Here is a 16,795-nt window from a genome sequence, read left to right as displayed (position 1 = left end):
TACATTGGATATTCAGCAAGGCTTTGTACTCACAAGACAAGCAAGAGATTTTTCAGGGCGCACACAAATCGACTTGTGGTTAAGCACCCCTCAAGGCCCTACTCTGCTGACGATTCAAAATGAAAAACCGGTATTTTTTGTCGCTCAATCTGACGTTGAGGCATGTCAGGCAATCGCAGCGAAAGAGTCGATCGATTGCCAATTTAAGCCTCTAGAATTAGCCACATTCGAGCAAACACCTCTCGCCGCGTGTTACACCTCACTGTCGAGAAGCAGCTTTGGTTTAGCGCAAGCCTTTCACAACGAAGAAATCCAAACCTTTGAAAGCGATATTCGACTCGCCGATCGATTCTTGATGGAACGTTTTATCAAGGGAAGTATTGAGTTCACCGGATCTGCTGTGCAAAAAAATCAGCATCGTCGAGTCTCAAACGCAAAATGCCGAGCAGGTGATTACTTACCCAGTCTATCTGTGGTCTCGCTTGATATTGAATGTTCGGAAAAAGGCGTGCTTTATTCAATTGGCCTAGACAGCCCGATGGACAGCCAAGTAATCATGGTCGGCGAAGCACAACAAGCTGAAACCAATATCCAATGGGTTGCCAACGAGAAAGCGCTACTTGAAGCCATGATAGCTTGGTTCTCTGAATTTGATCCTGACATCATCATTGGCTGGAATGTTATCGACTTCGATTTTAGGCTGCTGCACAAACGTTCAGAATGGAACGAAGTGAAGCTCAACATCGGCAGAGACAACCAACCGAGCTTTTTCCGCAGTTCTGCTCAAAATCAGCAAGGTTTTATCACGATTCCGGGGCGCGTTGTCTTGGATGGTATTGATATGCTCAAGACAGCGACCTACCACTTCCGTTCTTGGTCTCTTGAGTCGGTATCGCAAGAGCTGCTTGGGGAAGGCAAAGACATCCATAACGTTCATGACCGTATGGATGAGATAAACCGAATGTTTAAGTTCGATAAACCCTCACTCGCTAAGTACAACCTTCAAGACTGCGTACTGGTAAACAGCATCTTCGAGCACACTCACCTACTCGACTTCGCGATTGAGCGCTCTCGATTAACCGGTGTTGAGCTGGATCGCGTTGGTGGCTCTGTTGCGGCCTTTACTAACTTATATCTGCCTCAAATCCACAGAGCGGGTTATGTCGCACCGAACTTAGAGCCAGAGAATTGGATTGCGAGCCCCGGCGGTTATGTGATGGATTCAATTCCCAATCTGTACGACTCGGTTTTGGTACTCGATTTTAAGAGCCTGTATCCATCGATCATTCGCTCATTTCTGATTGACCCTATGGGACTAATTGAAGGGTTGAAGCTTGAACTAGGCCCAGCAGAAAACCAAGCCGTTGATGGCTTTCGAGGTGGGCAATTCCACCGCTCTAAACACTTCTTGCCCGAGATGATCGAAAACCTTTGGGCTGCACGTGATGTGGCGAAGAAGAAGAACGAGAAAGCGTTCTCTCAGGCGATTAAGATCATCATGAACTCATTCTATGGTGTGTTAGGTTCGTCTGGTTGTCGTTTCTTCGATACCCGGTTAGCGTCTTCAATTACCATGCGTGGACATGAGATCATGAAGCAAACCAAGGTTCTGATCGAAGACAAAGGCTATCAAGTGATTTACGGCGATACCGATTCAACCTTCGTGTCTCTGAACGGCAGTTATGATCAGCAAAAAGCAGACGAGATCGGGAACACACTGGTCGCTTACATCAACGATTGGTGGACGAATCACTTAAAAGAGACCCACAACCTAACCTCAATACTCGAATTGGAATACGAGACTCACTATCGCAAGTTTCTAATGCCGACCATTAGAGGTTCAGAAACCGGCTCGAAGAAACGTTATGCCGGATTAATCACTCAAGGCGATAAAGAAAAGATCATATTTAAAGGGCTTGAGAGTGCACGCACCGATTGGACACCTCTCGCACAGCAATTCCAACAAACCTTGTATGAGATGGTGTTTCACGATCAAGATCCAACCGACTACGTCAGACAGTTTGTTGATGAAACCTCTGCTGGCAAACATGATGATTTATTGGTGTATCAAAAGCGCTTACGCCGCAAATTACATGAATACCAAAAGAACATTCCGCCGCAGGTTCGCGCAGCTCGTATGGCCGATGAGATCAATGCTCAGTTAGGGCGCCCTCTTCAATACCAAAATAAAGGACGCATTGAGTATTTGATTACTCTGAGTGGCCCTGAGCCCAAGGAGTATTTAAAGAGTGGTATCGATTATCAGCACTATATCGACAAGCAGATTAAACCGGTCGCAGAGGCAATACTGCCCTTCATCGGTTTAGACTTTGAAAGAGTTAGTGGGCAGCAGTTGGGTTTGTTCTAGCACTATATTCAATATGCTCTTAAAACGAAAAAAGCAGAGATATGTTCTTCAGCACACTCTGCTTTTTAGTATCAATGGATCGGTTATAAATCTCTATCCGATTCTGAACTCGGTTTTCTGATACTGCTTAATCAACCACTCACCAAAGCCATCAAGAATACCGATCACCGAACGTTTAGGGATTGGTCGACCAGAAAGTAAAATGCCCAACCTTTGGATTTCGACTTCTCGATCTGGGTGATACTTCAAGAACTGTTGGCCACATTCAACAGGATCATCGTACCAATATTTATCGCGGTACATCACCAGTGAGTAACTCGCCCGTAGAAGCTTCTTGGCAATAATCACCTGCGCAGCGACTTGTTGTTCTGGCGTTGTCGCTCGTGCGATCTTGTTGCGATACACCGCCAACCAGTTTTCCGCATCCATATTCCAGTGCTTAGCGATTTCCCAACTTGTTTCAAAATCACCATAGCAGTCTGATAAGTCTTCACCATGCACACACACGGCTAAATGCTTGAGCATAAAACCCCAAGTGAAGATATTGTCGAAATCGACTATCTCACTCACTAAGGTAGTTTTTATCGCCACTTGAGTTACCTGCGGGAAGCTCTTTTGGAAACGCCATTTGATGGTGTTCAACAAAGTGGTTCGTTGGTCAGGAAACGGTCGATGGGTCACCACAACCACATCTAGATTGGAGCGACCGAAGACGGCTTGCTTACGAGCCACACTGCCATAAATATAAATACTGTGCAGATTAGATCCTAACCCACCTTTTAGAAAGGTAATCAGATCGTTAACCACAGGTTGAAATTCAGGTTGAAAAGGCTGTGTTGGGTCAATAACGGGTAGCTGCATAGGTCGTTTCGGTAAATAAAATAATGATTTAACTATAACTCTATGATCGCCTAGGTGACTTTATGATTCAAGCTATTCCTATTTATAGTATCTCCGAGATATAATCAGCGGATAGACCCACTAAGGACAAACACAAAATGCCTAGAGCAAGTGAAATTAAAAAAGGTTTTGCTATCACAGTAGAAAGCAAAACAGTGATCGTTAAAGATATCGAAGTAACAACACCAGGCGGCCGTGGCGGCCAAAAGATTTACCGCTTCCGTGGTAACGATGTAGCAACTGGCGTTAAAACTGAAGTTCGCCACAAGGCTGACGAAATTGTTGAAACTATTGACGTAACTAAGCGTGCAGTAATGTTCTCTTACGTTGATGGCAACGAGTACATCTTCATGGACAACGAAGATTACACACAATTCATCTTCAACGGTGAGACTATCGAAGACGAACTACTGTTCATCAACGAAGAAACTCAAGGCATGTACGCGATCCTTATCGACGGCAACGCTGCAACGCTTGAGCTACCAACATCTGTTGAACTAGTTATCGAAGAGACTGATCCTTCAATCAAAGGTGCATCAGCGTCTGCTCGTACTAAGCCTGCTCGTCTTTCTACAGGTCTTACTATTCAAGTACCTGAATACATCGCGACTGGCGACAAAGTAGTAGTAAACACTGCTGAACGTAAATACATGAACCGCGCAAGCTAAGATACTTATTATGACCGAAGCTAACGACCTAATGTCTTATGACGACGCAATTGACACTGCATACGACATCTTCCTAGAGATGGCACCTGACAACCTAGAGCCTGCAGACGTGATTCTTTTCACTGCTCAGTTTGAAGATCGTGGCGCAGCAGAGCTTGTTGAAACTGGCGATGATTGGGTTGAACATGTTGGCTTTGAAGTCGACAAAGAGATCTACGCTGAAGTGCGCATTGGTCTTGTGAATGAAGCTGATGACGTTCTAGACGACGTATTTGCTCGCATGTTAATCAGCCGTGATCCAGAACATAAGTTCTGTCACATGCTGTGGAAACGCGACTAATACCGCTGTTGACGCTCATCTGCATGAGTAAACAAGTATTCATGTAAGCGAGTTAAAAGTTAGCCGAGCCCATTGCTCGGCTATTTTTATCACGCTATTTTCCATCGTGATTCATCACTTTCATCATCAACGTTAGATTCACTGATTATGACCAAAGCAAAAACAGACACACAATCAAAAGGCTATGCCTGCATTGGCCTAGTTAACCCAAAGACGCCAGAAAACGTAGGCTCAGTGATGCGAGCAGCTGGCTGCTACGGCGCCAACTCTGTGTTTTACACTGGCACACGCTACGACCATGCGCGAAAATTCCATACCGATACCAAAGAAAATCACTTAGCCCTGCCTTTGATTGGTGTTGAAGAGCTGAAAGATATTATTCCAGTAGGCTGCGTGCCGGTTGCTGTTGATCTGATTGAAGGTGCTAAGCCTCTACCTGATTACAAGCACCCACCACGTGCGTTTTACATTTTTGGCCCAGAAGATGGCACGCTAAAGAAAGAAATCACAGATTTCTGTCGTGAGACGATTTACGTTCCGACCAACGGCTGTATGAATCTAGCGGCATCAGTGAATGTTGTGCTTTACGACCGACTGGCGAAAGGCGATAACTTTTCGAATCATAAGTAAAAGAAACGAGATACGAGATACGAGATACGAGCAGATTATAGATGCGCCTACACGAGATAAGAGATGCGAAAAGCTCGCTTACTGTCACTTATGGCAGCATGTTTTCGATACTCGGTTACTCGCATCCCGCATCTGCTATTTCTCCAGACGTAAAAAAACCTGCTCAATGAGCAGGTTTTTTAGTATTCAGTGCTTTCAGCTAATGAAGCTTTACGCGTAAGAAATTACGTAATTACTGACGTGTTCTTGGCTTAGCTGGTTTAGCCGGACGACCATTGTTCAGTTTAGGCTTACTTTTGTTAGCCTGAGGTTTGCCTTTGTTTGCAGCTGGAGCGCTACGACCTGAATCAGGTGTTGTAGTACCGCGAGTTGCAGGCTTCTTACGCTTAGTTTGGTTGCTACGGCCTTTTGGTGCGTTTGCACGCTCTTCGTGACGTTTAACAGCACGACGAATTTTTTGGCTACGAGAACGCTCACGCTTACGAGAAGTGTTTGAAGGATCAAGATCCAACAGTGTCTCTTTCTCAGGCTTAAGCTCAACAAGCTCACGCAGGTAGTTAACTTCTTGAAGATCTAGCTCTTTCCAACCGCCACGAGGCAGTTTCTTATCAAGGTAGATATCACCGTAACGTACACGTTTCAGGCGGCTTACTGTCGTTTCTTGAGATTCCCAAAGACGACGAACTTCACGGTTACGACCTTCGTTAATCGCTACGTAGAAAGTATGGTTCATACCTTCACCACCAGCGTAAACAACATCTTCAAAACGAGCCATGCCGTCTTCTAGTTGTACACCACGAGTAACGTTTTTAACTTTTTGCTCAGTCACTTCACCGAATACACGTACTAGGTACTCACGCTCAACCTGACGGCTTGGGTGCATTAGACGGTTTGCAAGCTCACCATCAGTAGTGAAAAGCAAAAGGCCTGATGTGTTTGCATCAAGACGACCAACTGAAATCCAACGAGAACCACGGATCTTAGGTAGACGATCGAAAACAGTACGGCGGCCTTCAGGATCGTGACGAGTACAAAGCTCACCTTCAGGTTTGTAGTAAGCAAGTACACGACAAACCACTTCTTCAGAAGCCTTGCCTGAAACAGTATGGCCATCGATACGGATCACTGAGTTCTCGTCTTCAAGACGCTCGCCCAGTTTCGCAACTTGACCGTTAACACTTACACGACCAGATTTGATTAAACCTTCTAGTTCACGACGAGAACCGTGACCAGCTCGCGCTAAAACCTTCTGTAATTTTTCGCTCATTTACTCTTTTCTACCTAATTGTCGTCTTCACAGACGTCGAATGAATTTTTCGCGACCAAATCGCGGTCGCGTATTATCGCAAATAACCTGCCAAAAAGCACTTGTTATTTACTGTGGCAGGTTTGCTGTATCGTTACAGACTGTTAATCAGTAAAGCGATTATTCAAACGGCGCAGGATCGCCAGCACCACGACGTAGAACCACGGCATCATCGTCACTGAAGTCAATAACCGTCGTCGGTTGCTCACCTAAGTAACCGCCATTCAAAATGACATCAACCGCATGTTCTAGGCTGTCACGAATTTCTTCTGGATCCGACTCCGTAGTCTCGTTACCCGGCAGAATCAGAGACGTCGACATTAATGGTTCACCCATCGCTTCCAAAAGGTCGAGTGCAATCTTGTTGTCTGGGACACGAATACCAATCGTTTTACGCTTGGCGTTCATCAAACGCTTTGGCACTTCTTTGGTTGCTTTAAAGATAAACGTGTAAGCACCTGGTGTATGTGCTTTCAGTAGACGGAAAGCCACGTTATCGACGCGTGCATACAGTGATAATTCAGAAAGATCACGACATAACAAGGTGAAATTGTGCTTGTCATCGATGCGACGAATTTTACAGATACGTTCAAGTGCTTGTTTGTTTTCAAGCTGACAGCCCAGCGCATAACCGGAATCTGTTGGATAAACCACAACGCCGCCATTGCGAATAATCGCAACCGCTTGAGTAATTAAGCGTGCTTGTGGGTTATCTGGGTGTACATAAAAAAACTGGCTCATTGTTGATCCTCGTTATCGAATCTCTCGACTCTATCATCAGAAGGAGCTGGCTCACCTAAAGACTATTCAGATGGTGAAACCGTTTGAAACTCCCAATCTTTCCATACTTCTTCGACCCCAGAAGGTAGCCAGAGATTGCGTCCAAGTTCCATCCACGGAGATGGGTAATGGAAATCACTGCCTTGGGAGGCTAATAGTTTGTATTGTATAGCATAATCCGCGAGTGTGCGTCTTTCTTGTTGCGCTTGCTGAGGTTGAGCTACTTCCATCGCATCCCCTTTCGCTTCAACAAATGCCGCTAGCAGGCGCTTAACCCACTTGGCTGTAAGTCCATATCGCCCAGGGTGAGCGAGTACGGCTTGTCCACCAGCAGCATGAATAGCCGTGACAGCATCACTCATTGAACACCAAGTTGGCGGCACATAACCTGGGTTATTACGAGTAAGAAACTTTTTAAACACCTGCTGCATAGTTTTCGCATAGCCATTGTCGACTAGCCACTTAGCAAAGTGAGCGCGAGTGATTGGTGCATCACCCGCAATCAATTTAACTTCTTCTAACACCCCTTCACGAGTCGCTTTCTCAAGACGGTGAGCGATCATCTCAGCACGCCCAATACGGTGTTGCTTCTGTTGTTCAATGAGCGCTTTGAGTTCTGGTGACTCAGGATCAACGTTTAACCCAACAATATGGATATCTTTGTTTTGCCAAACAGTCGAAATCTCAATGCCGTTTATCAACTGAATAGGAAGGTTGTTATCCGCAATGTAGCTGCGTGCTTCAGCAAGCCCATCAGTCGTGTCATGATCTGTAATCGCTAGCGCTTCGATGTTAAAGCCAAGCGCTCGGTCAATTAGCTCAGGTGGAGTAAGTCGGCCATCTGAGGCTGTTGTATGACTATGTAGATCAATTCTCATATATTCTTTTTCATTGTTTTCAATTTTTATCGTTATATTTGTGTCAACACACTTGACCCGCAAGCAGAAAACTAGTTAACTAGTACACAAATACGAAGTATCACATTTGATAGGTTCACCATGTTACAAGAATTTAACCAAAACCATAAAGATAAAGTTTTAGAACTTTCTTCAGTAGAAGCAAGTTCAGAGCTTAATTGGTGGCGCACTTGGACAAGTTCTTGGTGGGCTAACGTGTACTTCTAGTTAAACAGTTTGTTTATAAAAAAGTTATCACTAAGCCCGCTTTAATAGCGGGCTTTTTAATTTGTCGAACATCTCACATTCAACTGACTAACAAATCATCGAATTGACCATATTCTAGATTGGGTGAAAGGTATCTTTATGCGACTATGTACGGCAGGAAATTTAAAGAATCATAAAGGAGGTCTTGTGAACAAGGCCATTGAAATCAAAAAGCTGGGAACCATTGAGGTCATCAATTCCTCAGTTCCTTACTCGCAAGATCCAACCAGCGTTTTTCATACTTTGTGTGAAAACAAAACTGATAGTCTTTTGTTGGAATCTGCCGAGATTGAATCTAAACAGAACCTGACAAGCCTACTCCTTATCGACTCTGCTGTTCGCATCGTATGTCGCGGACATGAAGTAACCTTTCAAGCATTGACTGAAAACGGTCAAGCGCTTATCGAACATCTCACTCAAAACGTGAAAGCAGAAATTAAATCTGACCTTACTGATAACGTTTTGACGCTGACTTTTATCGAACCAAGCAACGAATTAGACGAAGACTCACGTTTAAGAGAAGCCTCTTCATTCGATGCACTGCGTTTGGTTCAGCACAGCTTTGAGCAAGACGCGGATAACAAACACGCATTATTCATGGCGGGCTTATTCGCTTACGACATCGTGGCAAACTTTGAGCCACTAGGTGATGCTGAAGCAACCAACAATTGTCCTGACTTTGTATTCTACGTAGCTGAAACACTATTGCGTTTCGATCACCAAGAGAACGAAGGCCTACTTCACGCGAGCTTATTTGCTCAAGATGACAACATCAAAGCGCAATTAACTGACCGTCTAGCCGACATTCAAACTCAGTGTCAGTCCCTGAAAGCCATCACTGAAGTAACGCCGTTAGACAACGTTGAAGCTGTACCTAGCGTTTCAGATGAAGACTTCTGCCAAACGGTTCGTGATTTAAAAGAGTACGTAGTTAAAGGCGATGTATTCCAAGTGGTACCTTCACGCCGCTTCACTCTACCTTGCCCTGCTCCACTGGCGGCTTATAAAGAACTCAAACAAAGTAACCCAAGCCCTTACATGTTCTACATGCAAGACGAGTTGTTTACTCTGTTCGGTGCTTCTCCAGAAAGCGCTCTGAAATACGAAACAGAAACCAACCAAATTGAGATCTACCCTATTGCTGGTACTCGTCGTCGTGGTAAGCGCCCTGACGGTCAAATCGATTTCGACCTAGACAGCCGTATCGAGCTTGAACTGCGTACCGACAAGAAAGAAAACGCCGAGCACATGATGCTAGTCGACCTAGCACGTAACGATGTTGCGCGTATTGCCGAAGCTGGCACTCGCCACGTAGCAGACTTGCTAAAAGTTGACCGCTACAGCCATGTAATGCACTTAGTTTCTCGTGTGGTTGGTCAGCTCCGTGAAGACTTAGATGCTCTACACGCTTACCAAGCTTGTATGAACATGGGTACGCTAACGGGCGCACCAAAAATCCGCGCAATGCAGCTTATTCGTGACGTAGAAAAAACGCGTCGTGGTAGCTACGGTGGTGCAGTCGGTTATCTAACCGGTGAAGGGACTCTAGATACTTGTATCGTAATTCGCTCTGCTTACGTTGAAGATGGCGTAGCACAAGTACAAGCTGGCGCTGGTGTGGTATTCGATTCAGACCCACAAGCAGAAGCCGATGAAACTCGCGGCAAAGCACAAGCGGTTATCTCAGCGATTCAAGCAGCTCATACTAAGAACCTAACAAATAAGAAGGAGTCGTAATCATGGCTGATATTGTATTCATCGATAACTTCGACTCGTTCACTTACAACCTTGTAGACCAATTTCGTTCATTAGGTCACAGCGTAAAAATTTACCGTAACAACATTCCTGCAAAAGTAGTTGAAGTGGCGATCAACGAACTAGACAACCCTGTTGCACTGCTTTCACCAGGCCCTGGCGCTCCAGCAGATGCGGGCTGTATGCCAGAGCTGATTCAGCTTCTAAAAGGTAAAGTGCCAATGATTGGTATTTGCTTAGGCCACCAAGCGATTGTTGAAGCCTATGGCGGCACCGTTGCAGGCGCTGGCGAAATCATTCATGGTAAGGTGTCGATGATGGAACACCAAAACCATGCGACTTACCAAGGCTTACCTTCGCCATTGGCTATCGCTCGCTATCACTCTTTAGTGGCAACGCATGTATCTGATAGCCTAACGGTGACAGCTGAAGTCGATGATTTGGTGATGTCTGTGGTTCAAGAACAAGACAAGGTGTGTGGATTCCAATTCCACCCTGAATCAATTATGACGACCTACGGTGCAACGCTTCTAGCAAACGCTATCGAATGGGCTCTTGAGAAACCTCTTCGCCTTGAAAAGACTGGAAAATAGGAAACGATCATGGAACAGATTAATAAACTTTACGAACAGCAGTCTCTTACTCAAGAAGAAAGCCAACAATTGTTTGATGTGATCATCAAGGGGGAACTTGACCCAATCTTGATGGCTTCTGCGCTGACTGCACTAAAAATCAAAGGCGAAACGCCCGATGAGATCGCTGGTGCGGCGAAAGCACTGCTTGCGAATGCAAACCCGTTCCCTCGCCCTGATTACGATTTCGCAGACATCGTTGGTACAGGTGGCGACGGTCACAACACCATTAATATTTCGACGACTTCTGCATTTGTTGCCGCAGCGTGTGGCTTAAAAGTCGCGAAGCACGGTAACCGCAGCGTATCGAGCAAATCAGGTTCTTCTGACCTATTGGATTCGTTCGGTATCAACCTAGCGATGACAGCAGAAGACACGCGTACGGCTGTTGATGAACTTGGCGTAGCGTTCCTATTTGCTCCGCAGTATCACGTTGGTGTACGTCACGCGATGCCTGTTCGTCAAACCATGAAAACGCGCACTATCTTCAATATCCTTGGCCCACTGATTAACCCAGCTCGCCCTAACATCGAGCTAATGGGTGTTTACAGCAAAGAGCTTGTACGCCCTATCGCGGAAACCATGCTGCAAATGGGCATGAAGCGCGCGGCGGTTGTTCACGGTAGCGGCCTTGATGAAGTAGCGATTCACGGCGAAACCATGGTTGCTGAAATCAAAGATGGCACAATTCACGAATACACAGTGACACCAGCAGACTTTGGTTTGAACACTCACCCTCTTGAAGCAATCAAGGGCGGCGAGCCAGAAGAGAACAAAGCCATCACAACCGATATCCTGACGGGTAAAGGCACTGATGCTCAAGTTGGCGCAGTGGCAGTCAACGTTGCTCTACTGATGCGTCTGTTTGGTCACGAAGACCTAAAAGCTAACGCTCAGCAAGCGATTGACGCGATGAACTCTGGCAAAGCGTACGAGCTTGTACATAAGCTTGCTGCACACGCCTAACGAACGACGAATTGAGACAAAGAACATGACACAGACTACCGATAAACTGTCGACCCACGTTTCAGTCAAAGAAGCTGAAATGGCGGAAGTATTAGCAAAAATCGTTCGTGATAAATACCAATGGGTTGAAGCACGTAAGCAGACTCAACCATTAGACGAGTTTAAAGCGTCACTAACTGCAACAGACCGCAGCTTTTATGACGCTCTGAGCGGAGAACAAACGGTTTTCATCACTGAATGTAAAAAGGCCTCTCCGTCAAAAGGTTTAATCCGTGACGAGTTTGACCTCGACTACATTGCTTCTGTTTACAACAACCACGCAAACGCGATTTCTGTGCTGACAGACGAGAAGTACTTCCAAGGTGACTTTGAGTTTTTACCTAAAGTTCGCAGCATTGCTAAGCAGCCTACCCTGTGTAAAGACTTCATGGTTGATACCTACCAAGTGTATCTAGCTCGTCATTACTCAGCTGATGCTATCTTGCTAATGCTATCGGTATTAGATGACGAAGAGTACAAAGCGCTGGCGGAAGTCGCTCACTCACTCAACATGGGTGTATTGACCGAAGTCAGCAACGAAGAAGAGCTTCACCGTGCAGTCGCTCTAAACGCTAAGGTGATCGGCATTAACAACCGTAATCTTCGTGACCTTTCGACTGATTTGAACCGTACTAAAGAGTTGGCGCCGCTGATTCGCGAACTGGCTCCAAACGCAGTTGTGATTTCAGAGTCTGGCATCTACACACATCAACAAGTTCGTGACCTTTCAACGTTTGCAGATGGCTTCCTAATCGGTAGCTCTCTAATGGCAGAGAAGAACCTCGAGCTTGCGGTACGCAAAGTAACACTGGGTGAAAACAAGGTGTGTGGTTTAACTCACTCTGACGATGCAGCAAAGGCTTATCAAGCTGGTGCGGTATTCGGTGGTCTGATATTCGTTGAAGCATCTAAGCGTCATGTGGATATCGAAGCGGCTCGTTTGACTATGAGCGGCGCACCTTTGAACTACGTGGGTGTGTTCCAAAACCACAGCGTTACTGACGTTGCGAAAACGGTTTCTGAGCTAGGCCTGTTCGCTGTGCAATTGCACGGTGATGAGTCTCAAGCGTTTGTCGATGAGCTAAAACAGTCACTACCTGAAAGCGTTGAGATTTGGAAAGCTTACGGTGTTTCTCCCGATGCTGAGAGCTCGCTACCAGAATTACTGGAAAGCAACGTGACTCGTCACCTGCTAGATACTAAAGTGGGTTCTCAAACTGGTGGCACAGGCCAAGTGTTCGATTGGAACCTAATCAACAACCAAAGCGCAATCATGTTGGCGGGTGGTCTAACCCCAGAAAATGCTAACCAAGCGGCTAAGTTGGGTTGCTTAGGATTAGACCTAAACTCTGGTGTTGAATCTGCTCCAGGCAAAAAAGACGCAGACAAACTGCAACGTGCTTTTGCTGCGATTCGTAATTACTAGTCCAAGCTCGGCGCTAGAAATTAGAAAGCAGAAACTAAAAACATATTTGTGAGCTTTGCCTTTTGCGAAGCTCAAACAAGATTAAATGACTTGGTGTGAATACACATCAGTAGAATTGAAGGAATAACACAATGGCTAAACTCGATGCCTACTTTGGTGAATACGGTGGTCAATACGTACCGCAGATCCTAGTGCCAGCACTAGACCAACTTGAACAAGCATTTATCGATGCACAAGCCGATCCTGAGTTCCGCAGCGAATTCATGACGCTTCTTCAAGAGTACGCTGGTCGTCCAACGGCACTAACGCTAGCACGCAACCTAACAAAAGGTACAAAAACAAAACTGTACCTAAAGCGTGAAGATCTACTTCACGGCGGTGCTCACAAGACAAACCAAGTTCTTGGTCAAGCATTGCTAGCAAAACGTATGGGTAAGCAGGAAATCATCGCTGAAACTGGCGCAGGCCAACACGGTGTGGCAACGGCTCTAGCGTGTGCTCTACTAGGTCTTAAGTGTCGTGTTTACATGGGTGCAAAAGACGTTGAACGTCAAAGCCCGAACGTGTTCCGTATGAAGCTAATGGGCGCAGAGGTTATCCCTGTTCATTCTGGCTCTTCAACGCTAAAAGATGCGTGTAACGAAGCACTACGTGACTGGTCTGCAACTTATGAAGACGCGCATTACCTATTGGGTACTGCAGCGGGCCCTCACCCATTCCCAACGATTGTTCGTGATTTCCAACGCATGATTGGTGAAGAAACGAAGAACCAAATTCTAGCTCGTGAAGGTCGCCTTCCTGATGCGGTTATCGCTTGTGTCGGCGGTGGTTCGAACGCTATCGGTATGTTTGCGGATTTCATTGAAGAAGAAACTGTTCGCCTAATCGGTGTAGAGCCGGCTGGTAAAGGTATTGATACCGACCAACACGGCGCGCCGCTTAAGCACGGTAAAACCGGTATCTTCTTCGGCATGAAAGCGCCACTGATGCAAGATGAGAACGGCCAAGTAGAAGAGTCTTACTCTGTATCTGCGGGTCTAGACTTCCCATCAGTTGGTCCTCAACACGCGCACCTAAATGCTATTGGCCGTGCTGAATACGACAACGTGACCGACGACGAAGCGCTAGAAGCGTTCCAATTGATTGCACGTAAAGAAGGTATTATCGCAGCGCTAGAGTCATCTCATGCTTTGGCTCATGCTGTTAAAATGGCTCACGATGACCCAGAGAAAGAACAGCTATTAGTGGTTAATCTATCTGGTCGTGGTGATAAAGACATCTTCTCTGTACACGACATTCTTAAAGAGAAAGGAGCATTATAATGGATCGCTATCAATCACTCTTCACTCGCTTAGCTGAAAAGAATCAGGGCGCATTTGTACCATTCGTAACGGTTGGCGATCCTAACCCTCAGCAGTCTCTTAAGATCATGGAAACACTCGTTGAAGCGGGTGCTGATGCACTTGAACTTGGTATTCCATTCTCAGATCCGCTTGCAGATGGCCCGACAATCCAAGGTGCAAACATTCGTGCGTTAGATTCAAAAGTAACGCCAGATGTGTGTTTTGATCTTATTGGTCAAATTCGTGCTAAATACCCAGATCTGCCAATCGGCCTACTGATGTACGCAAACTTGGTGTACGCACGTGGTATCGAGAACTTCTACGAGCGTTGTGCGAATGCAGGTATCGATTCAGTATTGATTGCTGATGTACCAACCAACGAGAGTGGCGAGTTTGTTGCTGCAGCTAAGAAGTTTGGTATTCACCCAATATTTATTGCTCCACCAACAGCAAGTGATGAGACGCTTCAATCGGTTTCTGAGCTAGGTGGTGGTTACACTTACCTACTTTCTCGTGCTGGCGTAACGGGTGCAGAAACCAAAGCAAACATGCCTGTGACAGCCCTACTTGACCGTTTGAACAAGTTTGATGCGCCACCAGCACTGCTTGGTTTCGGTATCTCTGCTCCTGAGCAAGTAAAAGAAGCCATCGAAGCTGGCGCTGCTGGTGCTATCTCTGGCTCTGCGGTTGTGAAAATCATTGAAAACAACGTTGAACAACCAGAAGCAATGCTTAAAGCACTTGCTGAGTTTGTTACGCCAATGAAAGCGGCAACGCAAAAATAATAAATAGGCTCCCACTAGTGCGATAATTAGCGCTGTGGGAGTTTTTCTCCGAGAACACGTCCAAACCCTCTCAATTGTTAAATTTCTGATAAAAACAACACCTCATACAAACCTGTAGCACACCTATAATACCCCACAAAAACATCACCACCATTTATAAAAATAATGACAAATCAAAAAGCAAACGTTTGCTTTAGTGTGAAAAATCATCAAATGACATTTGATTACTGCTTTTTGGTGTTCTTTCATCTCTGCTCATATTGATAAATGTAAAAGATACGTGTAAAACTTCTCGCGAAATATTAATCCAATGGTACATCGTACATTGGTGAGTAGTTCTGGGATTTTTATATTTAGTAGCACAGAGGTTATGGAAGTGTTAAAAGAAAAGAGTTTACTAAGCAACATCGGCGTTCAAGTCGTTATTGCAATGATCATCGGTACCCTAGTCGGTGCGATGATGGGTGACAGCGCAACTATGTTCGCTCCACTGGGTGCTATCTTCATCAATTTGATCAAGATGCTGGTTATCCCTCTAGTCGCGGTTGCCCTAATTTCAGGTGCTGCTGGTCTAGGCAACAGCTCATCAGCAGGTAAAGTGGGCGTGACCACTCTAGGTTACTTTGCACTAACGTCTGCACTTGCTGTAGCACTAGCGCTAGTAATGGGTGAAATATTCGAACCAGGTCGTGGTATCGATGTTTCTGGCGTTGAAGGCATGTTCTCTTCTGAATACGCTGCGAAAGGTGAACTTCCAACGTTCTGGGCAACCATCACAGGCATGATCCCGACCAACGTTTTCCAATCACTGAATGAAGCAAACATTCTGCAAATTCTAGTTTTCTGCTTATTCTTCGGTATTGCGATTTCTAAACAAGCGAAAGAGAAACGTGACCCTATCATCAATGGCGTAAACGCGATTGTTGACGCTATGGTTTGGATGATCAACAAGGTTATGATCATTGCACCACTTGGCGTATTCGGCCTAATGGCAGAAGCTGTGGGTACATTCGGCTTTGGCGCACTTATGGTTGTGTTCAAACTGTTCGTTGTCTACATCGCTGCGATTCTGATCTTCGGCTTTGTTGCTTACCCGCTAATGATTCAAATCTTCACTAAGACTTCTGCTAAGAAGTTCCTAGTGGCAATGAAGAAGCCTCAAGCGGTTGCACTATCAACAGCCTCTTCAATGGCGACACTTCCAGTAACAATGGAAACGGTAGAGAAAGAACTTGGCGTTCGTAACTCGACGGCTTCATTCGTTCTGCCACTTGGTGCGACGATCAACATGTCTGGTAACGCAATTTACTATGGCCTAGTTGCTATCTTCTTCGCACAGCTGTTCAACATCGACCTGTCTATGGGTGCTTACGTTGCTATCATCGTAACGTCTACGCTTGGCGCAGTTGGTCAAGCGGGTGTGCCTGGTCCTTCTTTCCTAGTGGTTGCGGTTCTTCTAGCAGCTGGTATCCCTATCGAAGGTCTACCTCTGTTGTTCGCTTTAGACCGTATCTTCGACATGATTCGTACTGCTCTAAACATCACTGGTGATGCTGCATGTGCAGTCATCGTTGATTCTCTAATCGAAGACGAAGCGAAAGAAGCTGAGCTACAAAAACAGCAAGCGTAATATTAAGCTTCAGTTTGATTGATAAATAAAACCGCCTTCATGAGGCTAATGCCGTTCACTTAAG

16 protein-coding genes and 1 other annotated feature are annotated in these 16,795 nt (G+C 45.7%); of the genes, 12 read left to right on the top strand and 4 right to left on the bottom strand.

Going from position 1 to position 16,795, the window contains the following annotated elements; translation table 11 throughout:
* The first annotated feature begins 4 nt into the window (after positions 1-4).
* Positions 5-2,368, top strand: a complete 2,364-nt coding sequence (locus AB4351_RS07815; protein WP_372125580.1) for a DNA polymerase II — start codon at positions 5-7, stop codon at positions 2,366-2,368.
* Between the two features lie 93 nt (positions 2,369-2,461).
* Here AB4351_RS07815 and AB4351_RS07810 read toward each other — a convergent pair whose 3' ends face one another.
* A complete protein-coding gene (locus tag AB4351_RS07810; protein ID WP_017061494.1) occupies positions 2,462-3,229 on the bottom strand; it encodes a hypothetical protein in 768 nt (255 codons plus the stop codon).
* A gap of 137 nt (positions 3,230-3,366) precedes the next feature.
* On the opposite strand from AB4351_RS07810, the gene yeiP reads away from it, so the two are divergent.
* The 3 genes from yeiP (at position 3,367) to AB4351_RS07795 (ending at position 4,906) form a co-directional block, all read left to right on the top strand.
* Complete coding sequence (gene yeiP, locus AB4351_RS07805) at positions 3,367-3,936, top strand: elongation factor P-like protein YeiP (RefSeq protein ID WP_017055115.1); 570 nt, start codon at positions 3,367-3,369, stop codon at positions 3,934-3,936.
* A gap of 10 nt (positions 3,937-3,946) precedes the next feature.
* The gene (locus AB4351_RS07800; protein WP_004741258.1) at positions 3,947-4,276 is read left to right on the top strand and encodes an HI1450 family dsDNA-mimic protein; all 330 of its coding nucleotides are present in this window, start codon (positions 3,947-3,949) and stop codon (positions 4,274-4,276) included.
* A gap of 147 nt (positions 4,277-4,423) precedes the next feature.
* Entirely contained in the window at positions 4,424-4,906 is a 483-nt protein-coding gene (locus tag AB4351_RS07795) for an RNA methyltransferase (protein WP_137001116.1), read from the top strand.
* A gap of 232 nt (positions 4,907-5,138) precedes the next feature.
* On the opposite strand, the gene rluB is transcribed toward AB4351_RS07795, so the two are convergent.
* The 3 genes from rluB to rnm all read right to left on the bottom strand — a co-directional run bounded on the left by rluB (position 5,139) and on the right by rnm (position 7,870).
* Positions 5,139-6,173, bottom strand: coding sequence for a 23S rRNA pseudouridine(2605) synthase RluB (gene rluB / locus AB4351_RS07790; protein WP_017055112.1), 1,035 nt, complete (start codon positions 6,171-6,173; stop codon positions 5,139-5,141).
* Between the two features lie 159 nt (positions 6,174-6,332).
* Entirely contained in the window at positions 6,333-6,953 is a 621-nt protein-coding gene (locus tag AB4351_RS07785) for an L-threonylcarbamoyladenylate synthase (RefSeq protein ID WP_009848751.1), read from the bottom strand.
* A gap of 62 nt (positions 6,954-7,015) precedes the next feature.
* Positions 7,016-7,870 carry an RNase RNM gene (rnm, locus tag AB4351_RS07780; RefSeq protein ID WP_017061496.1) on the bottom strand — a complete coding sequence of 285 codons (855 nt, stop codon included), beginning with the start codon at positions 7,868-7,870 and terminating at the stop codon, positions 7,016-7,018.
* Between the two features lie 120 nt (positions 7,871-7,990).
* Here rnm and AB4351_RS07775 point away from each other — a divergent pair, with 120 nt between their 5' ends.
* The 8 genes from AB4351_RS07775 (at position 7,991) to AB4351_RS07740 (ending at position 16,731) form a co-directional block, all read left to right on the top strand.
* Complete coding sequence (locus tag AB4351_RS07775) at positions 7,991-8,116, top strand: trp operon leader peptide (RefSeq protein ID WP_009848753.1); 126 nt, start codon at positions 7,991-7,993, stop codon at positions 8,114-8,116.
* Positions 8,063-8,177, top strand: a sequence feature (Trp leader region). It overlaps the preceding gene by 54 nt.
* 125 nt (positions 8,178-8,302) lie before the next feature.
* Complete coding sequence (locus tag AB4351_RS07770; RefSeq protein WP_017063545.1) at positions 8,303-9,892, top strand: anthranilate synthase component 1; 1,590 nt, start codon at positions 8,303-8,305, stop codon at positions 9,890-9,892.
* A gap of 2 nt (positions 9,893-9,894) precedes the next feature.
* On the top strand, positions 9,895-10,503 hold the full coding sequence (locus AB4351_RS07765) for an aminodeoxychorismate/anthranilate synthase component II (RefSeq protein WP_372125578.1): 609 nt from the start codon (positions 9,895-9,897) through the stop codon (positions 10,501-10,503).
* 9 nt (positions 10,504-10,512) lie between these two features.
* A complete protein-coding gene (gene trpD / locus AB4351_RS07760; RefSeq protein WP_017069985.1) occupies positions 10,513-11,508 on the top strand; it encodes an anthranilate phosphoribosyltransferase in 996 nt (331 codons plus the stop codon).
* Positions 11,509-11,533: 25 nt separating this feature from the next.
* Positions 11,534-12,973: a bifunctional indole-3-glycerol-phosphate synthase TrpC/phosphoribosylanthranilate isomerase TrpF gene (gene trpCF, locus AB4351_RS07755; protein WP_372125576.1), complete on the top strand. Its 1,440-nt coding sequence runs from the start codon at positions 11,534-11,536 to the stop codon at positions 12,971-12,973.
* Positions 12,974-13,104: 131 nt separating this feature from the next.
* Positions 13,105-14,295: a tryptophan synthase subunit beta gene (trpB, locus tag AB4351_RS07750; RefSeq protein ID WP_017063541.1), complete on the top strand. Its 1,191-nt coding sequence runs from the start codon at positions 13,105-13,107 to the stop codon at positions 14,293-14,295.
* Positions 14,295-15,101 carry a tryptophan synthase subunit alpha gene (trpA, locus tag AB4351_RS07745; RefSeq protein WP_017070760.1) on the top strand — a complete coding sequence of 269 codons (807 nt, stop codon included), beginning with the start codon at positions 14,295-14,297 and terminating at the stop codon, positions 15,099-15,101. The genes trpB and trpA overlap by 1 nt, the downstream gene beginning before the upstream one ends.
* Before the next feature lie 310 nt (positions 15,102-15,411).
* On the top strand, positions 15,412-16,731 hold the full coding sequence (locus AB4351_RS07740) for a dicarboxylate/amino acid:cation symporter (RefSeq protein WP_321163247.1): 1,320 nt from the start codon (positions 15,412-15,414) through the stop codon (positions 16,729-16,731).
* Positions 16,732-16,795: the final 64 nt, after the last annotated feature.

Origin of the sequence: Vibrio sp. 10N.261.51.F11, from assembly GCF_041471665.1 — a bacterium.
GTDB classification, from domain to species: Bacteria; Pseudomonadota; Gammaproteobacteria; order Enterobacterales; family Vibrionaceae; genus Vibrio; species Vibrio crassostreae_C.
This window is presented reverse-complemented; position numbering and strand designations above follow the sequence as displayed.